This window comes from Paenibacillus sp. FSL W7-1088 (genome assembly GCF_037969855.1).
Lineage (GTDB): Bacteria > Bacillota > Bacilli > Paenibacillales > Paenibacillaceae > Paenibacillus.
The window spans coordinates 1,420,130-1,434,226 of the sequence record NZ_CP150216.1 but is presented as its reverse complement, the minus strand read 5'-3'; the positions used below and the strand labels follow the sequence as shown (position 1 = coordinate 1,434,226).

Sequence of the window (14,097 nt, the reverse complement as noted above, 5' to 3'; positions counted from 1 at the left end):
TACTACATGATGACGAACTACAGCAATCCCGTGATTCCGGGCTTCTATCCAGACCCCAGCATCTGTCGGGTAGACGAAGATTATTATCTCGTAACCAGCACATTTGAATATTTCCCGGGTGTTCCCATTTTCCACAGCAAAGATCTTGTGAATTGGCGCCAAATCGGCCATGTTCTCACTTCTGTCGAACAGCTTCCACTTGCTAAAGCAGGCAGCTCCGGGGGCATTTACGCACCGACACTACGCCACCATGATGGCTGGTTCTACATGACAACTACCAATGTAAGCGGAGGTGGCAACTTCTATGTACGAAGCAAGCAACCTGAAGGACCTTGGTCGAATCCTATTTTTGTTGCCCAGGACGGTATAGACCCCTCCCTATTCTTTAACGATGATGGTCGTATTTACTTTCAATCCGCCTGTAATGGCGATGAAGGCGAAGGGATCTATCAATGTGAGATCGACATCTTGACGGGAAACAAGCTGACAGAGAGCCAGTTCATCTGGAGGGGAACCGGCGGTGCTGCACCTGAGGCCCCGCACTTGTACAAAATAAATGACTATTATTATCTAATGATTGCCGAAGGGGGAACCGAATACGGGCATATGGAAACCATTGCGCGAAGCACAGATCCATACGGGCCATTCGAACCCTGCCCTCACAATCCGATCCTGTCGAATCGCAGCATGAAAACCAGTATCCATGCCACCGGTCATGCGGATCTGGTGCAAGCACAAGACGGGAGCTGGTGGGCGGTATGTCTTGGCTTCCGTCCGGCAGCCTACCCCATGCGGCATCACTTGGGACGCGAGACGTTTCTGGCACCCGTGAACTGGACGAGTGACGGATGGCCTATAATCGGTCATGAAGGACATATTGAGCCTGTCATGACCGGGCCGCAGCTGCCTGAAGTCCAATGGCCCCGCAAGGAAATCCGGGATGATTTCAATGTGTCCACACTTGGCCTGGACTGGATCTTCCTGCGGAATCCAGCTCCAGACAGTTGGTCACTCACAGAGCACCCGGGCCATCTTGTTCTGCGAGGAAACCCCGTATCTCTCAATGATGGTGGAAATCCCGCCTTTGTAGGTCGTCGCTTGAGCCATTTCTTATGCAGCATGGCTGCCAAACTGAGCTTTGAACCAACGCATGATGGCGACGAAGCGGGATTGACCGTCTATATGAATGAGAAATATCATTATGATCTGGCTATTACGCGGATTGATGGTCACAAAAAATTGATATTCCGACGAACGGTTGGTTCTTTAAGAACCGAAGTAATTCGGGATTGTGAAGCTGGACCTGCGATATTACAGATTCAGGCCCAACGTGATATGTTCACTTTCTCCGTACAGCAAGATTCAACAACTGACTCTTTCCTCGGCTCTGGCGAAACCCATCTGCTCTCTACTGAAGTGGCGGGCGGCTTCACAGGAGTCATCATTGCCATGTATGCCCACAATCCATCAGGAGAAGGTGCACCCAGCCTGTTCGATTGGTTTGATTATGAACCACTGGATTAAATAATGGTGTAATCTTCGAATTTATATTTAAATGTAAAAACTATAATATAACCTCTATTACAATCATCCCCTTCAAGTAGATACTCTTTAAAAAGCCTTGTGTGGTAACATAAGGAAAGGAGTGAACTTGAAGGGGATTTTGCTATGGCTAAATCCCTCGATCCGCTCAAGAAACGTTCTGCATGACTCCTTTTAAATCTCAGAAAAGATTCATTGATTTATTAGAGAAGTTCTCCTAATATTTTTAGTAGGAACACCCAGCAGCTCGGCATCTTGGTCATACTTCACTGTCTTTATGAGAGCGCTATCGCTGCAGCTCTAAAGAAAAACGGGAGGTTGCAGATATGAAATGGAATCACTTCAAGTCCAAGCTTCTGCTTAAGTACACACTATCCTATATCTCCATTTTCCTTATCCCTCTTGTTATATTAACCATCATTATTTATCACAATGCTGTGGACACACTCCGCTCAGAGATCGAACAGACCAATGTCAATCAGTTGACCCAAGCCAAAACGGTCATTGATGACCGCATGAAGGAATTGCAGGACATCGCATTTCGTATCGCCTATGATGAGCAGCTGACCCGCTATTGGACTCACCATCCGTACTATAGCCGGGAATCAATTGCTGCCTTGGTCAAATACAAAGCCACCAGTTCCATTATCGATGAGCTATTTCTGTTCTTCCGCGGAGATGATAGCATCTACTCGTCTCAGGGCTCTGAGAACCTGGATGTATTCACGGGCCGCTACAAATTTAATACATGGAACAAAACGGATATGATCCGGGATTTGAATAACGTTCAGTTTCCCACGATACGACCAGCCGAGCAAGTCGTTCAAGGAACCAAAGTACCCAATTCCATGCTGGCCTACCTTGTACCGATTGCACCTAATAATACGCCCGCCCACGGCACTGTCATGTACCTGATTCACGAGTCCAATCTGACCGGATTGATTGATTCCATTCTCAGCGATTACCATGGGATGACTTATATTTTCGATAATTATGGGCAGGTGCTGGCCGCCAATTATAAGGGGGAGACCATTACCGAACAGGAAGTCAAAGCTCTGTTTGAACTTGAGCCGGGAACACACAGCCTCTCCTTGAATCAAGAACCGCATTCGGTTGTATCCGTCAAATCAGACGCGGGCTGGACTTATGTAACCGCGATGCCAAGCAATCAATTTTTCAGCCGAATTGTCCATATTCGTACCTTTGTTGTTCTTGTTTTCTCCTTCATGGTGGTAATGGGCACCTTCCTCGCCATTATGTTGGCCCGAAGACAATATCATCCGATTTCAGACTTGATGGAGTTCATTCGTTTAAAAAATCATCCTGAACCATCCACAACCAGCAACGAGCTGGAATGGATCAAGAAAACGCTGCATGATTACAGCCAGCGTGTGGACCTTCAAGAGCCCTACGCTCGTAATCATATTCTGCTCATGTTACTGAAGCATGGTCATACCGGAGAGCTCCCCTCTGAGTTTACGGATAATCTCGGCATACGCTTTAACCGGTCCCATTATTTTGTCATGACTTTGGGATGGGAAATGCATGCTTTTCCCATCGTAGATCATCCTGAACAGCGTACTGTTATGCAGCTGATCAACGATATGGAACTGCCGGAGTTGTCGGCTTTTGCTTACGGCGTGGAGCTTCCACAGCCAGACCAAGTAGCCCTCATCGTCGGATTTGATGCCGAAGTCGGGCATGAATCCAGCTTGAATGCTCGTATGGAATCTATTGTTGAATCACTGCAATTAATGGTGACAGAGCACGTCGGAATCGCTCCCGCGATCGGGATCGGCAACAGCTATAATTCTCCATTACAGCTGAACCAATCCTATATCGAGGCATCAACCGCGCTGGAAGCGTCTATGCTGCACGGACAAGGCAGCAGTACCTTCTTCAACGCCCTTTCCGGCTCTAGTGAAGAGGATTCTTCCTTCTGGGTCCCTAAGGATGTGCTGCTGAAACTGGTTCAGAGCTTGAAACAGGGCAGTTACGATGTGGCGGTTCAGATGGTATCAACCGCGTTGAATACGCTGAAATCCGAAATGCCGTCTGTACCTCTGCTGCGCTGCATCTGCTTCGATATTCTGAATACGATGCTCAAAACGGCCTCGGAGCTTGGCATTCATCACGTGGTTAATCAGCTTCCAAGGATCACTTCCTACGACTCGTTGGAGGATTTGGAGAAAAAACTGACAGGACTTGCCGCCGAGATCTGTGCTCATGTCGAGGCGAAGAGCGAGACGGAAGAAAGCTCCCTGATGGATGAAATCGTTGCTTATATTGATGCCAATTTCTCGGATTATGACCTCAGCCTGGGTACGATTTCATCGAAATTCACGATCTCTTCATCGTATTTCAGCCGTTCCTTCAAAGAGAAGATCGGCATGAATTTCACCCAATATATCTGGCAGAAACGCATGGATGAGGTCATAAGGCTGCTGCTGCATACGACCGACCCGTTAAAAGATATCATCACGCGCGTCGGTTATCTGGACACACCGAACTTCATCCGCAAATTCAAGAAAGAGACGGGTTATACCCCAGGACAGTACCGCAAAATGCACCGTCCCAACGACTCCTCCGATTCCCCGGATGACGATGACGAGGAATGCCTTGGTTAATGGATGGATTCGTAAAATAAATATAAACCTCCCCCAACCTTTTGGTTAGGGGAGGTTTTGTATGTTTTCTACTCGTATAGACAATTCGATGCATCGGCATCCAGCTCTTTTCTTCTATTTCCCTACCGGAACATCTTGAAGCCCTTGATGTATTGCACCCAGCAGACGATGGGTCGGATCACAGCCGTATTCCCAGAACATAATGCCGGACAGTCCCTGATCCTTCACGTAATCGCATTTGTGCTGAATCGATTCTTCATCATCATACGATATTAAGCTCGACCCATTAAACAGAAACGGTGCACAGGCTTCCTCATCCCAATAACGGATATAACCATTCTTGTTGATGTACTTCGCTTCCAGTTCGGCAAATGCCGGACCGTAGCCGCCTGTGCTACCGGCCATTTGGTGAAGGCCGTGGTTTCGGTCAGGAACCTCAGTCCAGATCCGGGAGTAGAACGCAGCGCCGATAACAATCTTCTCCTTCGGAACACCGGCGCGGACGAACAGATTTACGGAAGCATCTGTACTAATTCGGAACAGATCACCGGTTGGTGTATACAGATTCGTATGATGTCCGGTCAGAACCTGAAAACCGCCGCGCATATCATAGGTCATCAACTGCACAAAATCCAGGTACTGCTGCACCTCAGCCATCTCTGTACCGTCGACGTAGTATTGATCAGCCCCTGCCGCAATGGTGAGCAGATAATGACGGCCATCCTCGGAGCCCTTGGCATCCAGCGTTTCCCGGATCGTTTTGAGAAGTAAGGTGAAATTCCGTTTATCATCAGGACTGGATGCGATACCGGCTTCACCGTAACAAGGATACTCCCAGTCCAGATCGATTCCGTCAAAAGGATATTCCTCCAGCACCCTAACCGCTGATGCGGCCATACTGTCCCTTCCCGACTGGGTTGAGGCGGCTTCAGAGAAACCACCAGCGCTCCATCCGCCCACGGACAGCAGCACCGTTAGATTTGGATGCTCCCGCTTAATATTCCGGATAACCTCTCCGTTTTTTAAATGCTCGGTGGTGATTTCATCATTCTTGACATGACCAAAGGCTACATTCAGATGTGTCAACTTTAACAGATCCTCATCCGTCATGTCGGGAAGAACAGAATCGACGACATAACCAGCAGCAATATATTTCGTCATCCGCTTTCACTCCGATCCATTCCATGATTGAGATATCGCAGCAGCAATCTGCAGAGCTTCCTTGCCTGTACCAATCTTGTACCCTGAGGCCGAGTATCGGATTTGATCCTGATGATCCAGCACGAACAGATGCGGATAGCCCGCTTCGTGAGCGGCAGGTTTCGAAATGAAACCGGACAAGGCCGCATAGCTTGAATCCCGTACAAAAATCGTACGTACCGGCAGCCTCGAATGAGCCCCAGAGTCAAAGGAGGCGTTCCATTCTGTATCTCCGATCACCAGCACGATAGGCACGCCCAGCTTATCCAACGGCTCAGCCAGCTCACACAGCTCACGAATCAGATGTTTGGTCGGTTCCCGTTCTGGTTCAATCCACGCGGCAATGGCCCCCTCTGATCCCAGAAGGTCCTTCAATACCACCTCTGAACCATCCAGACGAGTCAGCTCATTGCCGGTTGACAGATTGCCCAGCACAGGGATGTCTACCACCGTCTCCCGATAAGTCAGTACTACCTCCGTGGTGTCTCCAGCCCGAACGGTGCAGTAAATGAAGCGGACTCTTACCGTTCCGTCTTTCAGACGGATGCCGGTCGTTAAGCGATAAGCTCCCGGTTCAACCTCAAATGGTTCGCTATAGATATCGGTGTGACCATATGGATAAATCAGCGTTTTGTACACGCCATCCTCCAGACGGGCCAACGAGAAATTCTCCGCATAGGATGCTAACGGCGCATCCTCCCGAGCCTCTGAATCCTTGAGAAGTTGCAGCATTCCCCAGCTTGAGCTCTCCTGATTTCGAGAAGAGGTGAGACTGAACACCGCATCCTCCCAGCCTTTGTCACTAAGATACTGCGGTTTCTGCTCGCTCGGATGCAATCGGGCCGGAACGCCCAAACTGCGGCACACCGCCACAAACAGAATATCGAGCGACTGTGAATCTCCCTTCATCAGACTGTACGTACCTATAGGGTTTCCCTTGCCTTTCAGGTTAGGAAGATCCTCATAATACGTATAGCTCTGTTCCAGATTGCATGCAAGCATCAAAGGATCTTTCCTGAACACCGCTGCTTCTTCCTCGGAATAAGCATTCTGGAATACGGATCGATAAGGCACCACCATTTCATAAGAGACCCTCGGGCACAGAATGTACTTCACAAACGTCTCTTCTGCCCATTGTCCTCGCTGCGAAAGAGAACCTATAAGATGATCGTCCAGTGTCGGCCGAAGAGTATCGATCAAGTCTTTTTCGTTCATCGACTCCAGCAACTGTAGTGGCCACTCACCAAATTCACCGGAACGTTCCTCTAGGAAAGCAGCGATTTCGCGGCTGTTGCCCCGTGCCTTCTGTAGAATATCCCGTACGCGCTCCGGAGGCAGTCCAGTTGTATGAGCCAATGCTAAGGCCTCTTCTTCACTCAGGAATGTATCCTCATATTCACTCCGAATCTTCGTGCCTTCCTCCAGGCGGCGGTTGTGTTCCCGAATCTTCTCTTCCGGTAACGAAGCCACTACTTCTCCCTCCCCTTCCGGAGGAGGAACCATATCAAAATCCGCGATCCCTGATGGCTGCTCAGACGAATCCAACACGAGCTCAACATGATCGCCGTCCTGAGCTTTGAATAGCATTTCACCCCACTTGCCACCACTAACCGCACGAATCACTAGGTCGCCATGACCTGTCTTAAAGGAAGCCTCTCCTAGTGTATCCGTCTTGATTTCGGCGATCGGATAAAATTCAGCACTATTGTATAGCTCAAAGCGGACACTCGCTTCAGGCACGGGCGCACCCTGCTCATTTATCACCTTCACGCAGATGGTATGCGCAGGCGCATAGTTCTCCAGTAAATTGATCTCCGTATATCCCTTCTCGGAGAGTGTTATATCCTCCGGTCCCGGATAGTCGGCAAATATCCTCGTATTAATCAGCATGGCCCTGCGGGCTGGAGGACTGAACCACCCTTGATTCAATCCGGCTTCCGGTTCGCATGCCCCAATGTAATACCACTGGCCATCCGCCCAGGCTTCTACCCAAGCGTGATTGCTGTCACAATGTGCCCAGCGTGGTGTGTAGACCTGACGGGCAGGTATGCCGATGCTGCGAAGAGCGGCTACCGCCAGCGTGGATTCTTCTCCACAACGGCCGCGGGCATTCCGAATCATCGTCAGTGGCGATATCGTTCGCAGATCGCTCCCAATATAAGTCGCTTTCTCATGACACCAGTAATTGGTCTCCAGAATGGCATCCGCCATGGATAACTTCGCTGTCCGGTCGGCCAACTCGTCAAAGATAATGCCACGGAAATCTTCAATATTCTCTGTATTGATTCGATAGGGAAGCACATAATGCAGAAACAGATGATCTGGTACACGTTCCCCCCAAGGCACACGCTTGCGAATGTCCAGTGCCCAACGCACATGACTGAGGAACAGTTCCCCATCATAATCAGCCAGGTCGTTCACCGGCATGTAGGCATACACATATTTCAAAGCCCATGCCTCTTCTTCAGTTAATGGCTGCTGAAACACATGAAACAGTTTATCTTTGCGGGTATACGCAAAGTTTAACTTCTCCTGGAATTTCTGCTCGATCCGCTCCAAAGACTGTGCATCCATCGAGAACACCAAGGTTTGGCTGGTCATCGCTAGCTCACTCCTTCCACAGCTTTCCGTCTTCCCGAATACAGATTAAGGTAGTGCCGTCCGAGGAAGGCGTACTAATCTGGAATAGGCTACGGGTCGTTTCAATTACAGGCTGGCAAATCAATGTTTCCTCACCCATAATTAACTTCATATCCTGTGTAAATTCACCATGGGCTTCAAAATAATTGCGTTCACGGTAGTAGAGTCTGCGTAGTTCCCATTTGATTCGTTCGTCTTCTGGCAGCTCAAAGGGCTGATCCGTTCCGTCATTCGAAAATACGACATATCCCCATAGCTCCGGATAATGCATGTTGATAATACCCATGGGCGACCAGACCCAGTTGTCCTCCGGATAAGGTTTGCCTGTATCCGGATTCACCACCTTGCGGTACTCACCATCCTGCACCTCGGTCTGCCATTCCACCCGCGAGAAGTTGACACGCCAGAACTCACCCGGTGCAGGAGGACGGTTACCTTCGGCACATTCCTTTAGGCTGGTCCAGGGAATTGCGACCTCGACGCTCCATTTTCGGTTATCGGCGCCAGGTGTGTTCAGCTCCCCATCGATATGTACGGCTGTCTTGAGACCGCTGATATCCCAACCGTTAACCGGAGGTCCACCATCCCGATATGGCTTCACCAATAACAGGTCCCATACCGTATTCAGCGCATTGATCTCGAACTCATAATATTGATGGGTATCCCCGTCGGGATCGATAAAAATCTCAAAATCATTGTCATAGAAAATAACAGAATCCCGCTCTGTCAACGTAGCCCATATCTGATCTTCAATCAACTCGGCAGCAAAGTAGAAATAATCGTCATCCCACAGCATTTTTACCCGTGTCTGCTTTCCGGGCTTTGGACGAAAATCGCCTTCGATATCAACGAAATCATCCGTCCAATCGGCCGCATCCCAGAATGCCTTATCTACGCGACCGTCGAGCACCAGCGGTTCCAACGCACGCTTGCATATATAATGTTTGGGAGCATACTCAATCTTCGGCTCAGGTACTCCACTTCGATTCATATCGCTCTCTCTCCCCTTCATGAGGGAGGGCATGCATCTATAAGTGCATGCCCTCCCGTAATGTTAGTTATGGGTAACAACGGCTCCTGAACCGCCGTACATTTCCAGTTCCTCGTCGAATTCGAGCTTAAGAACCGTCACCTGCTCATGTGTGTCCTCCGGGGTCATTTGGATCCACGTTGTCCCCGGGATATTGAACCAAGGCACGCCCCCATGAATCTCATGGTTAAGTTCTTTGCCCGAATGCAGCACAGTAATCTTCTTGATCTTATTGCATAGTCCCTTGATGCATACATTCTCTTTTGGATCGTCATAAACAAACAGATACAATGTCTTTCTGTCCTCGGATACGGTGCTTCCCCCCAAATAATAGCGAGGCATAATACCTTCACCCGTTCCGAAGACGGCCTCTTCATGGGTTCGGATCCAAGCTCCCAGTCCTAGCAGAATATCCTCCTGCCTCTTATCAATGGTGCCATCCTCGCGCGGACCGATATCCAGCAGCATATTGCCCCCCATTGAAATACAATCACAGAACATTCGAATGATCTGATTTAACGATTTGTATTTATGGTCTGTTGGTACATAGCCCCAGGATGTGTTGATCGTGGTGCAGAACTCCCATGGTCCCTCCGGTCTTGTAATCGGGATGCCTTGCTCTGGCGTTTTATAATCCCCATAACCTTGAAGGCGGGAGTTGATGATGACATCCGGGTTCAAAGATTGCAGGTAATGCTTGAACTCCGGCAGATTCCACTGCTCCGCACTTCGCTCCCAGTCCCCATCGAACCACAGCAGATCCACCTTACCGTAATTCGTCATGATCTCCCGCAGCTGGTGGTTATTGAACTCAAGGAATTTTTTCCATTTCTCCTGATCCTGAACACCATCCACAGGGCTTGAATGCCGATTGACACTGCTGAGATCCTCCGGTACCTTTCCACCTTCAAACACACTAGGATAATCCGGGTGCGACCAATCAATCAGCGAAAAGTACATCCCCAGATGTATGCCCTTCTCCCGAATTGCTTCCGCATATTCCCTCACGAGATCCCGATTCGCTGGTGTCTGCTTGACGACATTGAGGTCACTATACTGCGTATCCCACAGAGCAACACCATCATGATGCTTCGTTGTCAGTACGGCATATCGGGCTCCCGATTTCTCAATCAAATCCGCCCACTTCTCCGCATTAAACTTCGATGCCGTAAAGCCGTCCAGCTGCTTCATGTACTCTTCGTAGGAGATCCTTCCATTATAGAAGGACCACGATTCCGAAACCCCGTCCACAGCATAGATGCCATAGTGGATGAATATTCCCAGCTTGGCCTCTTCAAACCATTTCTGCATCCTTGTTCACACCTCTTTCTGGAATCCTTGTTCTTATTGGCCTGTGTTCCAGCGATCGTAGGCCCCTTGATACAGTTCAACGATACGGTCGCTGCCCATTTTTTTGATCTGTGCAATATACTTATCCCAGTTCTCAAGCGGCTCTTGGCCTGTTACGAACTTCGCTTCCATCTGCTTGACGTACGTATCCAGATCAGATAATAAAGCGGTCGCTTCGCTTTGCTCTTCATTTGTTAAATAAACGTTAGGGAATGGTGATTTTCCGATAGGCACCAACTTCTCTTGATTCTGCTGGTCAAGCCATTCATCAAATTCGGTTCGAAGACCTTTCGCTATATCCGGATCATTAATACCCGGTGTCAAAATGCCATAGTTCGGCGTAATTTTACCGCGATATTCCTCACGATCCCCTCCGCCAGGAACAGGCAGCCACTCTTTTACGAGATTTTCCTTGTCTTTGAATTTCCACAGCAGACCTTCAGGACCTTGATTGAACAGGGTCGCCCCATCATAGCTGTACATATAATCGATCCAACGCATCGTTGCCTCAGGGGACGGGTTGCTGCTCGTAATCGCAAAGGTTCCACGTGCCGATATACCCGGGTGTTTACCGTATACAGGTGAGTCTGCGATCTCACTCTTCACGGGTGTCATCAGCGGATGCTTCGTGCTAGGCTCGCCGCCGAGTGTGAAGTATGGATGGTAGTCGTTGAACAGCGCAAGCTTGTTGCTTTCGCCTTTTGCTTTTTTCTGATCGCCTGTTTGGGAGAAGGTCTCATGATCCAGCAAATCTTCTTTCCACAAGCGGTTCATGAACGTCAGATAACCTTTGTAACCTTCTTCTTGATAAGGATAGTGAACTTTTCCGTCCTTATCCGCGTAGATTCCTTCGTTGTACATCCCCCAGAATCCGAAGAAGTACATACGAAGATCGTCCAGTTTTACAGAAGTAAGCGGAATTTCATCTTGTTGACCGTTGCCGTTAGGGTCTTCTTCCTTAACACGCTTCAGGTACGTATATAATTCCTCCGTAGTCTTAGGCTCCTCTACATTAAGTGCTTTTAGGAATTCCCCGTTATACCACATCGGGCCTCTGTACCACACGGCAGCCGTATCAATAAATGGCAGTGCATACATATGTCCGTCAGGCGTTGTAAATGATTTGCGAACATCCGGGTTTTCGTCGAGAATCTTCTTAATATTCGGGGCATAACCCTCATCAATGTATTTTTCCAGCGGGATCAGAATGCCTTGAGTTCCATAAGTAACCTGCTCAGCTGGCTTGAGATCCGCAGCATAGAACATATCCGGTAAATCGCCGCTTGCGAATACCAGGTTCTTCTTGGTTTCAAAGCTGTCGATCGGCGAAAGCTGGTACTCCAGCTTGATGCCTGACAATTTCTCCATCTCTTGCAGGACTGGCATCGTGTTCCAGTCGGCTACCCCCGCATCCTGGGACATGACCTTTAATGTAAGTGGTTTGTCCACAATCGGGAATCCTTCTTTTTTGACCCCTTCGACATTTGAAGTCGCAGAACCTCCATCTTCATTGGAACCACAAGCTGCAAGCAATGCTGCGGATAGGGTGAGGCAGAGTACAATGGATGAAGCCTTGCGAAGCTTTTTCATGACGACAACTCCCCTTTTTTAGTGTGGATTATGGTTTAAGATCATCCCTTGACGGAACCGATCATAACACCCTGCACAAAGTAACGCTGAAGGAATGGATAAATCGCAATCACAGGTAAGGTTGAAACAATAATGACCGCATATTTGACCAGCGCAGCAATTTCTGCTTTGGAATTCATCGCCGTTGCTGAAGAGGTATCGATCGCTCCCCCGCCCTGTGCTGCCATCTCCTGAAGTACCAGGATTTGGCGAAGAAAGAGCTGCAGCGGATACTTCGAGGAATCATTTAAATAGATCATGGCACTGAAATAGCTGTTCCAGTGTCCGACGCCGTAGAAGAGCGCCATCACGGCAATGATCGGCATGGAGAGCGGAAGCACAATTCGGATGAATAACCGGGTGTTTGTACATCCGTCGATATGGGCCGCTTCCTGCAGCTCCTTGGGAATAGTCGATTGGAAAAACGTACGGCATACGATAATATTCCAGATGGATGCAGCTCCTGGCAGAATAAGCGCCCACATGCTGTTCACCATACCAAGATCCTTAACCAGCAAGTAACTCGGGACAAGCCCTCCGCTGAAAAACATCGTTACCATAAACATGGCCATGAAGAATCCACGTCCCACAAAATCAGAACGGCTGAGCGCGTAGGCTGCCGGAAGAGTGACCATCAGGTTGACGAGTGTACCTACGACGGTATAGATGATCGTATTTTTGTACCCAATCCAGATGTTGGTGTTCTCAAAGACGCGGGCATACCCTTCAAACGTAATTCCTTTGGGTAGCAGCCACATCTCGCCGGAGCTTACAAATTTGGGATCACTGATTGAGGCGCTAATGATGTATAACAGCGGGTAAAGCACAATGATGAGTGCTATCGTCAGATAGATGTAGTTGCACCATAAGAACACTTTATCGCTTCTGCTTTCCTTAACCGCGGTTGACATGTGTTTTCCCCTCCTTTTACCACAAGCTGTTTTCACTGGTGCGACGTGCAATTTGGTTGACCGTAATCAGCAAAATCGCATTAACGACCGAGTTGAACAATCCTACAGCTGTGGAGAAACTGTACTGTGCATCGACCAGACCGGACCGATAGACAAATGTCGAGATGACATCGGATGAACCCATGTTCAACGGATTTTGCAGCAGCAAGATTTTCTCGAATCCCACGCCCAAAATACTGCCCATATTCAGAATTAACAAAATGGTGATCGTAGGGATGATCGCTGGAATGTTAATATGCAGAATTCGTTTAAACCGGCTCGCACCATCCACCACGGCAGCTTCATGCAGTTGCGGGTCCACACCCGAGAGGGCTGCAAGGTATATAATGGTGCCCCAGCCTGCACTCTGCCAGACTCCTGAGAGTACGTACACCGTCTTGAACCACGCAGGGTCCGTCAGAAATTGAGGGGCCTGAAATCCAAGAGCCTCCACCAAATTGACAATCATGCCTGACGAAGGCGATAAGAAGGTAATGATCATCCCCGACATGACAACGACCGAAATAAAATGTGGTGCATACGTGACCGTCTGTACGGTACGTTTGAAGAAGGAGTCCTTTACTTCATTGAAGGCTAACGCCAGAATGATCGGCAGCGGAAAACCTATAGCCAGCTCATACAAGCTGATACTGAGGGTATTCCATAACAAATCCCAGAAATAATACGAATTAAAGAAGCGGATAAAATGATCGAACCCAACCCACGGGCTTCCCGTAACACCAAGCGTCGGGATAAAGTTTTTGAATGCAATTTGTATGCCGTACATCGGCCCGTAATGAAAAATCAGAAAGTATAGAAATGCTGGCGCGATAAACAGATACAACTCCCAGTTTCGAATCATCCTTCTCCATAATTTATTTTTCTTGCGGTTCGGAATCGTGTATACCGATAGGTTTTGCGACAAGGCGGACTTCCCTTCTGGCTGCATCAGTTGTTTCCTCCTTTTCTAAATGAAAATCCGTCCGTTTTGTAAGAAGAGCGAAACACTCCTGTTCAAATGTAAGGAATGAGTCCCGGACCACATTTCTATCATGCGAGGCCCTTGTTTCCCTCACAATTTGGTAACGCTTACATACTGAGTTTATGAATCATTTTCGAATCCGTAAAT

The 14,097-nt window shown here is 48.7% G+C and carries 9 protein-coding genes; 2 read left to right on the top strand and 7 right to left on the bottom strand.

Annotation, left to right across the window (positions count from 1 at the left end; translation table 11 throughout):
* Nucleotides 1–6 precede the first annotated feature (6 nt).
* Complete coding sequence (locus tag MKY42_RS06385; RefSeq protein ID WP_339849758.1) at nucleotides 7–1,524, top strand: glycoside hydrolase family 43 protein; 1,518 nt, start codon at nucleotides 7–9, stop codon at nucleotides 1,522–1,524.
* A 344-nt stretch (nucleotides 1,525–1,868) separates the two neighbouring features.
* A complete protein-coding gene (locus MKY42_RS06380) occupies nucleotides 1,869–4,169 on the top strand; it encodes a helix-turn-helix domain-containing protein (RefSeq protein WP_339849755.1) in 2,301 nt (766 codons plus the stop codon).
* 114 nt (nucleotides 4,170–4,283) lie between these two features.
* On the opposite strand, the gene MKY42_RS06375 is transcribed toward MKY42_RS06380, so the two are convergent.
* From MKY42_RS06375 to MKY42_RS06345, 7 genes are all read right to left on the bottom strand, one after another.
* A complete protein-coding gene (locus tag MKY42_RS06375) occupies nucleotides 4,284–5,330 on the bottom strand; it encodes a glycoside hydrolase family 18 protein (RefSeq protein WP_179265593.1) in 1,047 nt (348 codons plus the stop codon).
* 6 nt (nucleotides 5,331–5,336) lie between these two features.
* A complete protein-coding gene (locus tag MKY42_RS06370; protein WP_339849752.1) occupies nucleotides 5,337–7,970 on the bottom strand; it encodes a transglutaminase domain-containing protein in 2,634 nt (877 codons plus the stop codon).
* Nucleotides 7,971–7,977: 7 nt separating this feature from the next.
* Nucleotides 7,978–9,000 carry a carbohydrate-binding family 9-like protein gene (locus tag MKY42_RS06365; protein WP_339852752.1) on the bottom strand — a complete coding sequence of 341 codons (1,023 nt, stop codon included), beginning with the start codon at nucleotides 8,998–9,000 and terminating at the stop codon, nucleotides 7,978–7,980.
* Nucleotides 9,001–9,063: 63 nt separating this feature from the next.
* Nucleotides 9,064–10,350, bottom strand: coding sequence for an alpha-L-fucosidase (locus MKY42_RS06360; protein WP_339849749.1), 1,287 nt, complete (start codon nucleotides 10,348–10,350; stop codon nucleotides 9,064–9,066).
* Nucleotides 10,351–10,383: 33 nt separating this feature from the next.
* On the bottom strand, nucleotides 10,384–11,979 hold the full coding sequence (locus MKY42_RS06355; protein WP_064640230.1) for an extracellular solute-binding protein: 1,596 nt from the start codon (nucleotides 11,977–11,979) through the stop codon (nucleotides 10,384–10,386).
* A gap of 41 nt (nucleotides 11,980–12,020) precedes the next feature.
* On the bottom strand, nucleotides 12,021–12,929 hold the full coding sequence (locus MKY42_RS06350; RefSeq protein ID WP_179265597.1) for a carbohydrate ABC transporter permease: 909 nt from the start codon (nucleotides 12,927–12,929) through the stop codon (nucleotides 12,021–12,023).
* Nucleotides 12,930–12,945: 16 nt separating this feature from the next.
* On the bottom strand, nucleotides 12,946–13,917 hold the full coding sequence (locus tag MKY42_RS06345) for an ABC transporter permease subunit (protein ID WP_063564588.1): 972 nt from the start codon (nucleotides 13,915–13,917) through the stop codon (nucleotides 12,946–12,948).
* Nucleotides 13,918–14,097 lie beyond the last annotated feature (180 nt).